This window comes from Microvirga sp. 2TAF3 (assembly GCF_052114965.1).
GTDB lineage: Bacteria > Pseudomonadota > Alphaproteobacteria > Rhizobiales > Beijerinckiaceae > Microvirga.
Map to the genome: position 1 here is coordinate 226,371 of NZ_JBFRFT010000001.1, position 15,461 is coordinate 241,831.

General features: G+C 60.3%; 15 protein-coding genes. 6 read left to right on the forward strand and 9 right to left on the reverse strand.

What is annotated here, in order from left to right; translation table 11 throughout:
• The first annotated feature begins 121 nt into the window (after positions 1-121).
• Positions 122-3,157, forward strand: a complete 3,036-nt coding sequence (polA, locus tag AB4Y97_RS01020; protein WP_441997132.1) for a DNA polymerase I — start codon at positions 122-124, stop codon at positions 3,155-3,157.
• A 365-nt stretch (positions 3,158-3,522) separates the two neighbouring features.
• Here polA and AB4Y97_RS01025 read toward each other — a convergent pair whose 3' ends face one another.
• Positions 3,523-4,380 (reverse strand): transporter substrate-binding domain-containing protein, encoded by an 858-nt coding sequence (locus tag AB4Y97_RS01025; RefSeq protein WP_441997133.1) that lies wholly within the window; start codon positions 4,378-4,380, stop codon positions 3,523-3,525.
• Between the two features lie 94 nt (positions 4,381-4,474).
• Positions 4,475-5,908, reverse strand: coding sequence for a M20 family metallopeptidase (locus AB4Y97_RS01030; protein WP_441997134.1), 1,434 nt, complete (start codon positions 5,906-5,908; stop codon positions 4,475-4,477).
• 258 nt (positions 5,909-6,166) lie between these two features.
• On the opposite strand from AB4Y97_RS01030, the gene AB4Y97_RS01035 reads away from it, so the two are divergent.
• The 5 genes from AB4Y97_RS01035 (at position 6,167) to AB4Y97_RS01055 (ending at position 9,190) form a co-directional block, all read left to right on the forward strand.
• Positions 6,167-6,766 (forward strand): GntR family transcriptional regulator, encoded by a 600-nt coding sequence (locus AB4Y97_RS01035; RefSeq protein ID WP_441997135.1) that lies wholly within the window; start codon positions 6,167-6,169, stop codon positions 6,764-6,766.
• Positions 6,767-7,385: 619 nt separating this feature from the next.
• Entirely contained in the window at positions 7,386-7,640 is a 255-nt protein-coding gene (locus AB4Y97_RS01040; protein WP_441997136.1) for a hypothetical protein, read from the forward strand.
• Between the two features lie 389 nt (positions 7,641-8,029).
• Positions 8,030-8,278, forward strand: coding sequence for a DUF6894 family protein (locus AB4Y97_RS01045; protein WP_441997137.1), 249 nt, complete (start codon positions 8,030-8,032; stop codon positions 8,276-8,278).
• 187 nt (positions 8,279-8,465) lie between these two features.
• Positions 8,466-8,627 (forward strand): hypothetical protein, encoded by a 162-nt coding sequence (locus tag AB4Y97_RS01050; protein ID WP_441997138.1) that lies wholly within the window; start codon positions 8,466-8,468, stop codon positions 8,625-8,627.
• A 32-nt stretch (positions 8,628-8,659) separates the two neighbouring features.
• On the forward strand, positions 8,660-9,190 hold the full coding sequence (locus tag AB4Y97_RS01055; RefSeq protein ID WP_441997396.1) for a DedA family protein: 531 nt from the start codon (positions 8,660-8,662) through the stop codon (positions 9,188-9,190).
• Positions 9,191-9,200: 10 nt separating this feature from the next.
• On the opposite strand, the gene mgtE is transcribed toward AB4Y97_RS01055, so the two are convergent.
• From mgtE to AB4Y97_RS01090, 7 genes are all read right to left on the reverse strand, one after another.
• Positions 9,201-10,574, reverse strand: a complete 1,374-nt coding sequence (gene mgtE / locus AB4Y97_RS01060; RefSeq protein WP_441997139.1) for a magnesium transporter — start codon at positions 10,572-10,574, stop codon at positions 9,201-9,203.
• Positions 10,575-10,880: 306 nt separating this feature from the next.
• Positions 10,881-11,117: a superinfection immunity protein gene (locus tag AB4Y97_RS01065; RefSeq protein WP_441997397.1), complete on the reverse strand. Its 237-nt coding sequence runs from the start codon at positions 11,115-11,117 to the stop codon at positions 10,881-10,883.
• Between the two features lie 241 nt (positions 11,118-11,358).
• Positions 11,359-12,045: a transglutaminase-like domain-containing protein gene (locus AB4Y97_RS01070; RefSeq protein WP_441997140.1), complete on the reverse strand. Its 687-nt coding sequence runs from the start codon at positions 12,043-12,045 to the stop codon at positions 11,359-11,361.
• A 20-nt stretch (positions 12,046-12,065) separates the two neighbouring features.
• Complete coding sequence (locus tag AB4Y97_RS01075; RefSeq protein WP_441997398.1) at positions 12,066-12,989, reverse strand: branched-chain amino acid ABC transporter permease; 924 nt, start codon at positions 12,987-12,989, stop codon at positions 12,066-12,068.
• Between the two features lie 52 nt (positions 12,990-13,041).
• A complete protein-coding gene (locus AB4Y97_RS01080; RefSeq protein WP_441997141.1) occupies positions 13,042-13,929 on the reverse strand; it encodes a branched-chain amino acid ABC transporter permease in 888 nt (295 codons plus the stop codon).
• 13 nt (positions 13,930-13,942) lie between these two features.
• Positions 13,943-14,674: an ABC transporter ATP-binding protein gene (locus AB4Y97_RS01085; protein ID WP_441997142.1), complete on the reverse strand. Its 732-nt coding sequence runs from the start codon at positions 14,672-14,674 to the stop codon at positions 13,943-13,945.
• Positions 14,667-15,425 carry an ABC transporter ATP-binding protein gene (locus AB4Y97_RS01090; RefSeq protein ID WP_441997143.1) on the reverse strand — a complete coding sequence of 253 codons (759 nt, stop codon included), beginning with the start codon at positions 15,423-15,425 and terminating at the stop codon, positions 14,667-14,669. Before AB4Y97_RS01090 ends, AB4Y97_RS01085 begins: the two co-directional genes overlap by 8 nt.
• Between the last annotated feature and the right edge of the window lie 36 nt (positions 15,426-15,461).

Genomic DNA, 15,461 nt, shown 5'->3' on the forward strand with positions numbered 1-15,461 from the left:
GCCCTCTTGGAGCACAATCTCGATCCGGCCCGACTGAAGGCGGCATAACCCGCATGCGGGCATAGCCATCGGGCGCCGGAATCATTATCTGTTACTGATCCGTTTTCACGCTCGAGACCCTATGGCTCCCTCCCGTCCCGTCACCGCCGGCGACCACGTCTTCCTCGTCGACGGCTCGTCCTTCATCTTCCGGGCCTACTTCCAGTCCATGAACCAGGACTCGAAGTACAACACCCGCATTTCGGACGGTATGCCGACGGGGGCCGTGCGCCTGTTCGTGTCGAAGCTTTTGCAATTCATGCGCGACGGCGCGGCGGGCTTCATGCCGACCCATCTCGCCATCGTGCTCGACAAGTCAGAGGGCTCGTTTCGCAAGGAGCTCTACGAGGATTACAAGGGCCACCGCCCCGACGCGCCGGAAGACCTCAAGGTTCAGATGCCGCTGATGCGCGAGGCGATTCGCGCCTTCGGCCTGGAGCCCATCGAGCAGGCGCGCTACGAGGCGGATGACCTCATCGCAACCTATACGCAGGAAGCCAAGGCGCGCGGCGCGAACGTGCTCATCGTATCCTCCGACAAGGATCTGATGCAGCTCGTCGGCCCGCTCGTGTGCTTCTACGATTTCGAATCGGGCTCCAAGGGCAAGCCGGGCTACCGCCCCGAGCGCAACCTGGACGAGGCCGCCGTCACCGAGAAATGGGAGGGTATTCCGCCGGAAAAGATCGGCGACGTGCTGGCACTCATGGGCGACACGTCGGACAACGTGCCCGGCGTGCCCGGAATCGGCCTGAAGACTGCGGCCCAGCTCATCAAGGAATATGGCGATCTCGAAACGCTGCTCGCCCGCGCGGGCGAGATCAAGCAGCCCAAAAGGCGCGAGACCCTGATCAACAATGCGGAGGCGGCACGGCTTTCGAAGAAGCTCGTGACGCTCGATTGCGAGGCCCCGCTTCCGGTGCCGCTCGACGCGACGCGCCTGCCCGAGCCCGACCCGAAGACCCTCGTCGGCTTCCTCAAGGCGATGGAGTTCAACACCCTGATCCGGCGTGTCGCCGAGCTTTACGATGCCGACCCCACCCTGATCGAGCCGGACCCGCGCCTCATGCCCGGCGGCGAAGCGATCGCCTGGGAGCGGGCCGGCAACGGCGCCGAGGAAGTGCCGTTTTCAGCAGGCGAGACGGTCTTGGGCGAGGTCGATCCTTTCGCCGGGCTCGACCTGCCGGAGACCGGCGCCGTGCGCAAACCCGTGGAGGGCCTCGGCACGCCCGCTCAGCTTGCGGGCAAGCGCGCGACGGAAGCCTCCTCGCAGTCTTTCGACGTGCAATCCTACGAGACCGTCACGAGCCTCGACCGCCTGAAGGAGTGGGTAGCACAGGCCCGTGAGCAGGGCTTCGTCGCCGTGGATACGGAGACGAGCGCGCTCGATGCGAACCTTGCCGATCTCGTCGGTTTCTCCCTGGCATTGGAACCGGGCAAGGCGTCCTATGTGCCCCTCCAGCATCGCAGCGATTCGGACCTGTTCGGCGGCGGTCTCGCCCCCGGGCAGATCCCGCTCGACGAGGCGATTGCGGTCATCAAGCCGCTTCTGGAGGACCCGTCCGTTCTCAAGATCGGCCAGAACCTGAAATACGACTGGGTCGTGCTCAAGCGCTACGGCATCGATCTGCGTCCCTTCGACGACACGATGCTGATTTCCTACGTGCTCGACGCAGGCAAGGGCTCGCACGGCATGGACGAACTCTCCCGCCGCCATCTCGGCCATTCGCCGATTTCGTTCGGGGAAGTAGCCGGCACCGGCAAGAATCAGGTTTCATTCGACAAGGTCGAGATCGCCAGGGCCACGGCCTATGCGGCGGAGGATGCGGATGTAACGCTGCGCCTGTGGCAGGTGCTGAAGCCGCGCCTTGCCGGCGAGCACCGCACCACCGTCTACGAGACCCTGGAGCGGCCGCTGGTCGATGTGATCGCGCGCATGGAAATGCGCGGCATCGCCGTCGACCGGCAGATCCTGAGTCGCCTCTCCGGCGATTTCGCCCAGAGCCTCGCGCGGCTCGAGGACGAGATCCACGAGATCGCGGGAGAGAAATTCGCGCTCGGCTCCCCGAAGCAGATCGGCGACATTCTCTTCGGCAGGATGGGCCTGCCCGGCGCGAAGAAGACGCCGTCCGGCCAATGGGCGACGCCCGCGACCCTGCTCGACGAGCTGGCGCAGGCCGGCCATGTGCTGCCGGAAAAGATTCTGGAATGGCGCCAGCTCGCCAAGCTGAAATCGACCTATACCGACACGCTGCAGCAGCACATGCACCCGGAAACGAAGCGGGTGCACACCTCGTTCTCGCTCGCCGCAACCACGACGGGCCGCCTGTCCTCCTCCGAGCCGAACCTGCAGAACATCCCGATCCGCACGGAAGCCGGCCGCAAGATCCGCAAGGCCTTCATCGCGCCGGAAGGCTCGAAGATCATTTCCGCCGATTACAGCCAGATCGAGCTGCGCATCCTCGCGCATATCGCCGATATCCCGCAATTGCAGGAGGCTTTCGCGAAAGGACAGGACATTCACGCGGCGACCGCCTCCGCCATGTTCGGCGTGCCCCTCGACCAGATGACGCCGGATCTGCGCCGTCAGGCCAAGACCATCAATTTCGGCATTATCTACGGCATCTCCGCCTTCGGCCTCGCGGTGCGCCTCGGCATTCCCAATGCGGAAGCCGCCGCCTTCATCAAGCAGTATTTCGAGCGCTTCCCCGGCATCCGCGCCTATATGGACGAGATCAAGAAGACGACGCGGGAAAGGGCCTATGTCACGACCCTGTTCGGGCGCGTCTGCCATTATCCGCAGATCAAGTCCGGCAATCCGTCGGAGCGCGCCGCCGTCGAGCGCCAGGCGATCAATGCTCCCATCCAGGGCACCGCCGCCGACATCATCCGCCGCGCCATGATCCGCATGGAGGATGCGCTCAAAGCCGAGCGCCTCTCCGCGCGCATGCTACTGCAGGTGCACGACGAACTGGTATTCGAAGCGCCCGACGAGGAGATCGAGGCAACATTGCCGGTGATCTCCCGCGTGATGACGGAAGCTCCCTTCCCCGCCGTGACGCTGAAGGTCCCGCTCGCCGTCGAGGCCCGGGCCGCGCAGAACTGGGACGAGGCGCATTAAAGCGTTATCCGGTCTGCCGGATCGGATAACGCTCTATGCTCTTTGACTGTATTTCATTCTCTTTTGCAAAATGTCAGACCTGATCGTACGTTCTGCCCGCGCCTCGGATTCGGAGGCTTTTATCGCGGAAAGGACAACAGAGCCGGTCGGCTTTGTATCCCTCTTCCGTGGCTATGCCGGTTGGCGCGGCTGGATTCGCATTGAATTGTTCGTAGAGGAGGGCCGTCCTGCTCTCCGTTTCTATGAATCAATCGGCATGCGCGATCTCCATCATCGGCATCAGCGCCATAGCCCAACAGGGGCTTCGGCGCTGATGTTAGGAAGTGAGTGGTTCCTATATCGCCGGACCTGCTCTCATGGCCCGGTTAGCGGGGCGTGACATCGAAGCCGAAGTACTTCATCGAGAGCTTCTCGATCGTCCCGTCTGCCTTCGCTTCCGTGATCGCCTTGTCGAACATGGCTTTCAGTTCCGGGTCGCTCTTGCGCAGACCCACGGAGCTCCCGCGACCGAGCATGCCGCCCTGAAAACGTGGTCCCGCGATGGTCATCTGCTCATTGCCTGGCTTCTCTGCAGCGCCGGACAGATAGGCCGTCGATGCCATGATGACATCGATGCGCCCTGCCGTGAGATCGAGATCATGCTGCTCCGTGGTCTTGTACTCGCGGATCTCCGCGACATCCTTCAGGTACTTGTCGAGGAAGTTTGCAGCGATCGACGAGCCCTGCACGCCGATAACCTTGCCTTTCAGGAGCGGCTTCAGCTCCTCGACGGCTGCGGCAGCTCCCGCCTCATTGGTCGCCAGGGAGAAGGGCTTGCCCTTCTCGGGCAGGTTTACGAGAGGGCTCGATTTCAGCACAGCAAAAGTCTGACCGGTGGTCCCGTATGCTTCCGAAAAGGCCATCACGGCTTCACGCTTCGGCGTGGCCGACATGCCGGCCATGATGGCGTCGAACTTGCCTGCGTTCAATGCCGGGATCATTCCATCGAAGGATTGAGCCTCCAGTGTGCACTCCACCTTCATACGCCGGCACAGATCCTGATAGAGTTCGACCTCGAAACCATCGAGCGTGCCGTCCGGTTTCGTGAAGTTCCACGGCGCAAACGCACCTTCCGTCGCAACGCGGATCTTCGTCCACGTCTTCCCCTGCGCCATAGCGCCCGGCCCAATCATAAGAGACGCGCCGGCAAGCGCGAGCACCATGATTTTGTTGATGATTCTCATAATCTGCCCTCTGTTGATCGTTATGAACGAGCAAACGCTGCGTTCTAGGCGGGTGGTTTCAAGCGGATCGAATAATCCTCAGGACGCGACATGCTCAGACCTGGGTTGCCATGAGGCTGACAGGCGGATCCACGTCATCCGGAATGGGATTTACAAAGGGTGCGCCGGCTAACCGCTCGCGAAAGTCGGCCTTGGCCTCCTCGATCAAGACAGGCATGCGGAAGAGATCGACGGCCGTCCCGGCCATCACCTTCGCCGCATGCTCCATCCCCTTGTGAGCGGCAGGTGCTTTTCCCTGTGCGACGAGTTGCCAGGAATGGCCCGGTGTGCCGATGGCGTAGGTTGCGCCGCGCATCTGAACGGTGGGAACGACCCAGCTGACAGTACCCACGTCGGTGGAGCCCACGAGCGTTCCATCCCCGCTTTCGGGTGGAAAGATCATGTCGCAGAGCGGAACTCCCATCCTCGGCTTGAGGCCGAACCGAGCAAAGGAGGATTTGATATCCTCCTGTGTCAGGGTCTTTTGAATCTCGGCCGCGAAGGCCTTGTCCTGCTCGTCGAAGACCGGTGGTCCCAGCCGCTCCAGGTTCTGGTGCATCAATTGCTCGAGGGGCGTGTTGCCGACGAGGTTGGCGTCACCACTGACGATCTCGCTGCACACCGTGGTCTCGGTCATGAGGGCGGCACCCTCGGCGATCTTCTTCACCCGGTGAAGCAGCCCCTGCATCTCCGGCAGGTCGCGCGCACGGATCAGGTAGCGTACTGTCGCGCGGGCCTGCACCACATTCGGAGCGGAGCCTCCGGTGTCTGTGACGGCATAGTGGATGCGCGCCGTGCTGGGCATATGCTCGCGCATATAGTTGACGCCCACGTTCATGAGCTCCACCGCGTCGAGCGCACTGCGGCCCAGGTGAGGAGAAGCCGCAGCATGAGAGGCTCGACCGTTGAAGTGGAAATTGATTTCGTTGCACGCGAGAGAGATCGGGTTGTTGACCCCCGCAAAGGGTGCCGGGTGCCAGGAGATGGCGATATCGACATCGTCGAAAATGCCCGCTCGTGCCATGAACCCCTTGGCGGAGCCCCCCTCCTCCGCCGGACAGCCATAGTAGCGCACGCGCCCTTTAAGACCGTGAGCCTCCAGGTAATCCTTCACCGCAGTCGCGGCCATGAGAGCGCCGCTGCCGAGCAGGTTATGCCCGCAGCCATGCCCATTGCCACCCTCGATGACAGGCCGCTGCTCTGCGATTCCGGCCTCCTGGCTGAGACCCGGCAGGGCGTCGTATTCGCCCAGAATGGCGATCACGGGCCCGCCCTCACCGGCCTCCCCCATGACGGCGGTCGGAATATCCGCCACCCCGCGGGCGACCCGAAACCCCTGCTGCTGCAATATGGCGGTGTGCTCGGCACAGGAGCGGTGCTCTTCAAAGTTGAGCTCCGGCATGTCCCAGATCCGGTCGCTGAGGGTAAAGAAAATCTCGCGCTTTGCCTCGACGAAATCCCAGACTTCCGAAGTGTTCTTTGTGGACACGGCCCGGCCCTCCAACGCGTGGCGCTTCGCTTGAGGCCGACCGGGCTTCAGAACCGAGAACGCTAGATATTTGCCAAAATTGGTACCAATATGATGCACGGCAATGGCGATCAGGCAAGAGGGGATGTTGCCATATGACTTTGCCATCACTCGGACGTTTGCCTAAAGGACAAGCAGCGGCGACAGCTCGACTCAGGGAAAGGGCGTTGCGAGGCAATGATGGATGCAATGGTAGACACGCTGCCGAAGAAGGCTTGGATGACAGTGGCCGATCTGATCACGCGGGATGTCCGGTCCGGCCTCTTCTCGCCCGGCATGTGGCTGAAGCAGATCGATCTTGAAAACCGCTATGGGTACAGACGCCCGGACATACGCCGCGCCTTGGACCATCTGGCGCGGAAGCGTCTGCTGCAGCACGTGCCTAACCGCGGGTATCACGTCTTCCTGCCCGACAGCGATCAGACTGCCCACATCCTCGAACTCCGTGTCATCTTGGAGACAGCAGCTGTGGACAGCATCGTCGCGAATGTGACGCCCGCCGCAATCGAGCGAATTGATCATTGCGCCCGACGATTCGACGATCTGGTACTCCACGGCACGGTCCTTGACCAATACGAGGCGAACCTCGCCTTCCATCGTGAGCTTCTCAGCCTGTGCTCAAATCCTGAGCTTCTCAATCTTGTAGCGGAGCTCCGCAGCCGGACCTCGTCAGCTCTGGCTGGGCAATGGAGCACCCGGGCCCGCGTCGAACAATCGAGCCGCGAGCATCATGCAATGGTCGAGGCCCTGACCGCCCGTGACACGCAGCGCCTGAAGGAGATCATTACGCTGCATATTCGTCAGCCAAAGGGTATATAGAAAGGCCCCATCGCAAATCCGGAGCACGGACGAGCTCGACCATCGACAGCTGCTGGTTCTTTGAACTTGACGAAGACGAGTTTCCCGCATGTAGCGCGGCTCCTCATAAGCGCTGCCGTAGCGGCGCAACGGTAGGAGAATTCAGCAATCCTAGGAAAGTTCAGTCACCCGCTAGCAGAGCCAGCCCGCCTCGTCGGCGTAGGGCACATGGAGCGCAGGGCGAGGTCGGCAGAGAATCTTGCCGTGGATCAAGCAGAGCAGCCAGCAAAAGCTTCACTCGACAGCGGCCTCTGCACGTAGAAGCCAGCACGAAACGACAAGTGACGCAGGAGGAGCTGATTTTTGCGTTGCGGTCGCCCAATTCTGTCCTCACTGGGCCTAATCATGCCTAGTCGGCCTTGGTACTGATTGCAATTCCTCATCTAGGAAAGGTCGATCAAGAAAAGCGCATTAAGTGCATCTGAAACGTGATTCGGCGCAATGCATTTTGATGGTATTACAGCAATATCATACCACCGGCGCAGACACCGTGATCACCTCGTGACGGGGTATTAATCGGTTGTTAATCGGCCGCAGTGTCTTTGCCCGTCGGGGGCTTAATCAAAGACAAGGAGCGTCGATGACTTTAGCCAAAGTTGGTCTTGCCGCCGCCCTCGCCGCGTTCGTCGGCGTGAGCGTGAATGCTGCGAATGCCGCGCCATTTTTGGCTGGCAGTGTTTCTCAAAGGCAGGCAGAGATCGTTCAGGTTCAGTATCATGACCGCGGTCGGCATTTGCGTCCGACGCGCAAGGTCTGCAAGACCGAGGTTGTCCGTCGTTGGGTCAACGGCCGGCCGATTAAAGAGCACGTCCAGCGCTGTTTCACCCGGCGCTGATACACAAGATTGGGCTCGAAAGAGCCCAATCTTTTACGCCCGACTTTCCGCCAACTCCTGATCGCGGATCGAACGGCGAGCCGTGGTACTGACACCTCGGAGGTATAACTGCTCTGGTTCAATAGCTCATTCTTGGACGGTCCTGGAGTAGCTCGCAGTATCACATTCAAAGAGACGCCGATTAATTATACTCGTACTAAGTGGATACGAGACCCACCTCAGCATAAAAGATTTTAGAGTTACGGCAGCAAGGAGACGTCGGGCTGCGATCGAGACAAGTCCGTTCTCCGGGGTGTTTTTCGCCCAATGTGAGGGCGTCGAGACCGTCGTAAGCCGACACCCATCAGAATAATCGGTGCGACCGCTGGCACCCGCCATAAGAGGAACGAATGCGTTGCTTTTTCCACCTCGTAAATGACCGGATCAGTATCCCTGACGACATCGGTGTGGAGTCCGCAGATCTTGAGACGGCAGCTAGGCAAGCTATAGCGACTCTTCACGATTTATGGGTCGAGGATCCTGGTACGACGGATGACTGGAGCGGCTGGAGCCTCAACATTGCCGACGGCACCGGCATTACTCAGATATCCACTAGCCTTGGCGATCTCACTCAAGGGTTATGGGTCCGGATTCAGTGAGCGTCATGCCGCCTAATCGGATATCTGGTCCGTCCAAGCTAAGAGGGTGAAGCGGCTCACTTCTGCCGGCACTGGATCCCGCGCGCCTGATGCTGGTTCTGACTATAGGCTTTGTTGTAGCCGCTGCCTTCTTCGAACTGAAACTGGGATATCTCGTCAGGCACATGGTCGGCGGGCGGGGACAGGGTTGGATACCAGCGCCCATCTCGGCCAGGATCCAGTAGCCGAGCAAGTCGCCTCCGAACTGCAAACCCTTCTTGCCATGGGCCACCCGCACAACAATTTCTTGCAAAACTGGGGCGAGCTCGGCTTCCCGGTTTGTATAGTTGCGCCGATTGGCCGTATCTGAATGTGCCTGATGACCTGATAGAGATTGCCGGAATGAGCATACAAGAGGCCTCAGATATTATTATTGGCTTCGTGCGCAATCACGAGGCCTGGGCGATCCCGATTGTGTTCGCCCTTGCGTTTGGCGAGTCGCTGGCGTTCATCTCGCTTTTGCTTCCCGCAACGGTGGTCCTGCTGGGGATCGGTGCGCTAATCGGCAAGAGCGGCATCGCCTTCTGGCCTCTTTGGGCTTCCGCCATGGCTGGGGCTGCTCTTGGTGACTGGGTGTCCTTCTGGATTGGCTTGAGACTGAAGCACGATGTGGCGCGCATCTGGCCCCTGTCCCGGCATCCTGAGCTGCTCCCGCGAGCTCATGCGTTCTTCGAGCGCTGGGGCGCTTTAGGAGTATTCATCGGACGTTTTTTTGGTCCTCTGCGGGCGGCTGTTCCCCTCGTGGCAGGTGTCTGCGGCATGTCAGTGCTCCCCTTTCAACTGGCCAATTTCGCCTCGGCCGCGGTGTGGGCCGCCGGGATTCTGGCTCCCGGCGTCCTTGGCGTACAGTGGCTCGAGGCGTGGCTTGGATGACATCCGCCGTCTAGAGAAGCGTTCCACTCAAGAAGGCGAGAGCGATACTGAAATAGATCAGCAGCCCTGTCACATCGACGAGAGTTGCCACAAAGGGCGCTGATGCGCTTGCCGGGTCGAAGCCTAGTCGCTTCATCACAAAAGGCAGTGTGGCGCCAGCAAGCGAACCAAATGTCACAATGCCGATCAGGGCAGCGCAGACCGTCAGGGCAATCAGCATCCAATGCGCGCCATAGTCGTAGAATCCGAGGTTCTGCCAGAGCGCAATCCGGAGGACCGCGATCCCACCCAGGATCCCACCGAGTGTAATCCCGGTCGGCAGCTCGCGCAAAGCAACCCGCCACCAGTCTTTAAGCCTGAGTTCTTGCAGCGCGAGGGCGCGGATGAGAAGCGATGTGGCCTGCGAGCCTGAGTTCCCGCCGGAACTCATGATCAAAGGAATGAACAGCGTCAGCACAACGGCTTTGGACAGGGCGTCCTCGTAGTGTTGCATGGCACTTGCGGTCAGCATCTCACCCATGAAGAGCACTGCCAGCCAGCCGCCCCTCTTCCGGATCATCTCCTTGAAGCTGATCTCCATGTATGGGCGGTCGATCGTCTCCAATCCACCGAACCTCTGGACCTCTTCGGTGCTCTCCTCGATCATGGCATCGATGACATCATCGACCGTCACGATGCCGAGAACGTGGCCGACATCGTCGACGACCGGAACCGCGAGCAGGTCGTATTTGGAGATGAGGAGCGCGACCTCCTCACGATCCATGAGTGGAGATGCGACAACAGGGCTTTGGGCTTGTGCCACCGAAAGGATGTCAGCGTTCGGGTCGCTGATGATCAGACGACGCAAGCTCAATGCTCGAAGGAGCGTCTGCGCCATCGGGTCGATGATGTAGATCGCGTATACCGTCTCGCGCGTGCTCTCGACCTCACGGATATGTTGGAGTGTTTGCCCGACGGTCCAGGTCGCCGGAACACTGACGAATTCGGTCGTCATCAGGCTACCGGCGGTGTCCGGTGGATAGGAGAGGAGTTGCTGCAGCGAGACACGGGTTTCAGGGTCAAGCCGCGCAAACAGATGTGAACGCACCGGCTCATCGAGCTGCCGGAACACCTCGGCAGCGCGGTCCTCGGACATTCCCCTAAGCAGGGTTGTCGCTTGCTCGACGGGCAGGCGCTGAAGGATCTCAGCGGAGGCATCGAACTCCGGCTGGTCGAAAACCTCCACCGCACGTTCGTGCGGTAGAAGCGCGAGAACGCTCGAGGCGGTTTCCGTTGGCTGCTCGTTAAGGACTTCGACGATATCGGCGACGTGCTGCGGCGCGAGTTGCGCCGCGAGAGCAGCAGGGTTCTGACCTGCTTCGAACGCAGTACGAGTAGCTTGCATAACTCACCTTTTCGATCTGCCGCCGGCGGCAGGTCGTGGTGAGTCGATCCTTGAAGATCAGGCCACGACAGCCGCGGACGGCAAAAACAATCGACTAGAACTGTCGCTTGGCATTGAATTCAGGGTTCCTGTGGGTCCGGGTTGAATGCGGGAAGCATACCAACCTCGATATTGGGAAATGCTCTGCTAATTAGCCTTCGTCAAGAGAGTTCGCGGCAAGAATCTGCTAAGTTCAAGCTCTCAAGGCATTCTGTCCGATCGTGGGCGGCCATTGGCGAGCGACCCGTTCACGGATCCCGTAAAAAGTCAGGTAAATGAGTTAAACCGGGCGTGCCATTGATAGATCTTGTTCTCCAGTCGGTCTCCGCCGCCGGACATCGAGAACCGGATTTCATGATCGCGGCGCCGGCCTCTCCCGACTGACCAAACCGGAGCAATGATCCATCTAAGTCCGGTCCAACATGTTGTCAGATTGACGAGAGTGACCGCTCCGGCGTGAGTATGGCCGCGGACCAAGGCAATGGTCGCGAACAGATAATAAATTTAGGCAACGTAAAGCAACTTCATCGATTTGCCCGGAAAGGCGCTCTCGATGGTGGACTCACCTGTCTGCACTCGTCCTTTAATAACGCATGTTGGCGAACTGCGGGACCCAGGTGGACCATACGACGCCGTTTCGTTGAATCCAGGCTTATGCGCCAGGCTCCCGCTTGACCTACACCGAGGTCTGCAACGGAACCCTTGAGCCAGAGATCCCTGACCAAGAGTTACCGTGATTTCCCCACTATGGGTGGCGATCGTCGTGCGGCCGACTTGCCTCAACCTCCATACTGCCGCGCAATCCACCCGGCTGACTGAGCTTGGGATACAGATGCGCCATTTCCGCCATGAGAAACTTGGTCGGCACGTCAAAGAAGCCGCCGTGGTCACGGAGATACTCCATGAACCTGCGGCCTTCGCTGTCATACGCCTGCAACAGTGCATCGCCCGTGCCGTCGAAGTCCAAGGGAGCGACGCCGAGCTTGGCGCAGAGAGAGGCATTGAATGTCGGGGTGACCTTGACCCAACCGGCCCCCAAGTGGACGTCAACGTAGCCATGAAACGCGAAGACGTCCGTCCCGACCGCCTCGATCAGGCGCGGTGTGGCAAGATGGTTGCGCACGTCCGCCAGGCCGACCCGCGCCGGCAGTCCCACGGCACGGCAGAGCGCCGCGTAAAGGGCAGCCTTGCCCACACAATACCCGGCCCCGGCCTGAAGCACGCTGCTGGCCCGGAACACCTCGCGGTCGGTATAGTCGACATAGGGATCGTATCGGATGCAATCCCGCACGGCGTCATAGAGGCGGCGGGCCTTTTCAGTTGCGCTGCCGGCCCCGGCTGTCACCTCACCGGCCCACGACCGGATCGCCGGATGATCGCTGTCGACGTACTCGGCCGGGCTGCGCAGAAGCCGGATCTCTGTATCGGTCATTTCGAGGCGCCTCCCCTGCCCTACAAGGGACGCTTCAACCGCGAGCCGATGAAGCCGACAATCCCCTCACGGAACAGCAGCACGCATACCACAAAGACGAAACCCTGAATGACCGTGACCCAGTCGCCGAACGACGCCAGGTAGTTCTGCATGAGGACGACGAGGGCCGCACCAACGATCGGGCCGAAGAACGTATACATGCCCCCGATCAGGGTCATCAGGACGACCTCTCCAGACATGGTCCAGTGAACGTCGGTCAAGGTGGCCAGCTGAAACACGACCGCCTTTGTCCCACCGGCCACGCCTGCCACTCCAGCCGAGATCACGAAGGCGATCAATTTGTACCGATTGACCGCGTAACCCAACGACACAGCACGAGCCTCGTTGTCCCGGATCGCTTTCAAGACTTGGCCGAACGGCGAATGGATGACGCGGTAGACAGCCAGCAAGCAAGCAAAGAAGACGGCAACGACAAACCAGTACAGCGTCCTGTCATCGGCCAAGGGGATCAGTCCGAACAGCGCACCGCGCGGCACCTTCTGGATGCCGTCTTCGCCCCCCGTAAAGGGAGCTTGGAGCGCAAAGAAATACACCATTTGAGCGAAGGCCAGTGTGACCATCGCGAAGTAAATGCCCTGGCGCCGGATCGCGAGCGCGCCGAAAATACAGCCCAACAGGATAGCGATGCCAACCCCGCACAGAATAGCCAGTTCCGGAGAAAGTCCCCAGACCTTTGCCGCATGCGCAGCGACGTAGCTTGACATGCCAAAGTATGCCGCATGCCCAAACGACAACAAGCCAACATAGCCGAGCAGCAGATTGACCGAACAGGCAAACAGCGCAAAGCACAGGATCTTGATCACCAGAATGGGATAAAGCAGGAAGGGTGCCACGAGAAGCACAGCGCCCAATCCCAGCATGACCATCAGGTGGCCGCGCGGCATGCCTAATTTTTGGAACGGGGCCGCAGCGGGCCCACTGCTGTGGGTCGACATGTTAGGAGTTTCTCCCAAAGAGGCCTGCGGGCTTTGCCATGAGGACGATGGCCATGATCACGAAGATGACCGTCGCGGATGCTTCCGGCCAGAACACCTTGGTCAGGCCTTCGACGAGCCCCAGCGAGAAGCCCGTGATGATCGATCCCAGGATCGAGCCCATGCCGCCGATGACGACCACCGCGAAGACGACGATGATGAGATCAGAGCCCATCGTCGGATTGACCGAATAGATCGGAGCGGCGAGCACGCCGGCGAAACCGGCCAGCGCCACACCGAAGCCATAGGTCATGGTGACCAGCAGCGAGACATTGATGCCGAAGGCTTCCGTCAGCGCTGGATTTTCGGTTGCTGCCCGCAAGTAAGAACCGAGACGCGTCTTCTCGATCACGAACCAGGTCGACAGACAGACGATGAGCGACATCGCGATCACGAATGCGCGGGAGTTTGGCAGAAACATGAAACCGAGATTATGTCCGCCGGTCAGAAGCGGTGGCAACGTGTAAGGCATGCCGGTCGCGCCGTAGAAGTTACGGAAGAGGCCGGTGATCATTAACGCGAGGCCGAATGTCAGGATCATCCCATAGAGGTGATCAAGGTCGTAGAGCCACCGCAGCAGGCAACGTTCGATCAGAACGCCGAACAGCCCCACCATGAGAGGCGACAGGATCAGCGCCCACCAATACCCGACCCCCAGGTAATGGAGCAGCATCCAGGCACCGAATGCGCCCATCATATAGAGGGCACCGTGGGCGAAGTTGACGATGTTCAAGAGGCCGAAGATCACCGCGAGCCCGAGGCTGAGCATCGCGTAGAAAGCGCCATTAATGAGCCCCAGGAGCAGCTGACTGAAGAAAACCTGAGGAGGGATGCCGATCAATTCGAACATGAAATCCCCTTTTCTACACGCCTAGATAGCGGCTGAGTTTCGCCGCACTCGCCGCAAGATCGGCATTCGGAACCATGTCGACGACCCGGCCGTGTTCCACGACGTAGTGGCGGTCCGCAACCGTCGTGGCAAAATGAAAATTCTGTTCCACGAGCACGATGGTGAAGCCCCGGGCCTTCAGCTCCCGAATCGTCCGACCGATCTGTTGCACGATGACGGGAGCCAGCCCCTCGGTCGGCTCGTCGAGAAGCAGGAGCTTGGCGCCGGTTCGCAGGATGCGTCCGATGGCGAGCATCTGCTGCTCACCGCCGGATAATTTCGTGCCTTGGCTCTTCAACCGCTCACGAAGGTTGGGAAACATGCCAAGGATTTCCTCGACGGAGAGGCCGCCATCCTGGACAATGGGCGGGAGCCGCAGGTTTTCCTCGACATTGAGGCTCGCGTAGATCCCCCGATCCTCGGGACAGAATGCGATGCCGCTTTTCGCAATGGCACGCGCATTCAGGCCGATGGTCTCCCGGCCCGCGAAACGAATCGACCCCTTGCGCCGGCGCATGATGCCGATAATCGCCTTGAGGGTCGTGCTCTTTCCTGCGCCGTTCCGCCCAAGCAGCGTGACGACCTCCCCGGCCGGGACATCGAACGTCACGCCGTGGAGAACATGACTTTCACCGTACCAAGCCTCAAGCCCCTGAACGGCGAGGAGGGGCATCGATCCGGTATTTCCGGCGGGCGCGCTATGCATGGGCCACCCCGATATAGGCTTCGACGACACGAGGATCCTTCGACACGGTGGCATAGTCGCCTTCAGCCAGGACCTTCCCTCGGGTCAGAACGGTGATCCGATCGGATAGCGATGCGACGACCGAGAGATTGTGCTCCACCATCAGGATTGTCCGGTTCTCGGATATTCTCTTGATCAGCATGGAAACGCGCTCGACGTCTTCCTGCGTCATGCCCGCCATCGGCTCATCCAGCAGAAGCATCTCGGGATCAAGAGCAAGGGTTGTTGCAATTTCCAGGGCACGCTTGCGTCCGTAGGACAGCTCTCGGGCCGGCGTCATGGCGAATTCGGTCAGACCCACAGCCGCGATCAACTCCCAGGCTTCCCCATGCAGTGAGGAGAGGGCCCGCTCGGAGCGCCAAAAGTCGAACGAGTTCCCTCGGATCCGGCGCTGAAGGGCAATGCGGACGTTCTCAAGCGCCGTCATGTGGCCGAAGACCGCCGAGATCTGGAACGAGCGCACCAGACCCAGCCGAGCGACGCTGTCCGGCGCCATCTTCGTGATGTCACGGCCATTGTAAACGATCCGTCCGCTCGTTGGACTCAGCACTTTGGTGAGGAGATTAAAGCAGGTCGTCTTCCCGGCCCCATTGGGGCCGATCAAGGCATGGATTGTGCCGCGCCGCACGGAAAGCTTGACGTCGTCAACGGCGACAAACCCCTTGAACTCCTTAGTCAGCCCCGATGCGCTCAGAATGATATCGTCCGCCATGGCTCCATAGACACCGTTCGAAGGCACGCGCCCGGA

Bases quoted from the DNA above. Each gene is read 5' to 3' on its own strand.
- polA (WP_441997132.1), top strand. From the start codon at position 122: ATGGCTCCCTCCCGTCCCGTCACCGCCGGCGACCACGTCTTCCTCGTC.
- AB4Y97_RS01025 (WP_441997133.1), bottom strand. From the start codon at position 4,380: ATGAGAATCATCAACAAAATCATGGTGCTCGCGCTTGCCGGCGCGTCT.
- AB4Y97_RS01035 (WP_441997135.1), top strand. From the start codon at position 6,167: ATGACAGTGGCCGATCTGATCACGCGGGATGTCCGGTCCGGCCTCTTC.
- AB4Y97_RS01040 (WP_441997136.1), top strand. From the start codon at position 7,386: ATGACTTTAGCCAAAGTTGGTCTTGCCGCCGCCCTCGCCGCGTTCGTC.
- AB4Y97_RS01045 (WP_441997137.1), top strand. From the start codon at position 8,030: ATGCGTTGCTTTTTCCACCTCGTAAATGACCGGATCAGTATCCCTGAC.
- AB4Y97_RS01055 (WP_441997396.1), top strand. From the start codon at position 8,660: ATGAGCATACAAGAGGCCTCAGATATTATTATTGGCTTCGTGCGCAAT.
- mgtE (WP_441997139.1), bottom strand. From the start codon at position 10,574: ATGCAAGCTACTCGTACTGCGTTCGAAGCAGGTCAGAACCCTGCTGCT.
- AB4Y97_RS01070 (WP_441997140.1), bottom strand. From the start codon at position 12,045: ATGACCGATACAGAGATCCGGCTTCTGCGCAGCCCGGCCGAGTACGTC.
- AB4Y97_RS01075 (WP_441997398.1), bottom strand. From the start codon at position 12,989: ATGCCGCGCGGCCACCTGATGGTCATGCTGGGATTGGGCGCTGTGCTT.
- AB4Y97_RS01080 (WP_441997141.1), bottom strand. From the start codon at position 13,929: ATGTTCGAATTGATCGGCATCCCTCCTCAGGTTTTCTTCAGTCAGCTG.
- AB4Y97_RS01085 (WP_441997142.1), bottom strand. From the start codon at position 14,674: ATGCATAGCGCGCCCGCCGGAAATACCGGATCGATGCCCCTCCTCGCC.
- AB4Y97_RS01090 (WP_441997143.1), bottom strand. From the start codon at position 15,425: ATGGCGGACGATATCATTCTGAGCGCATCGGGGCTGACTAAGGAGTTC.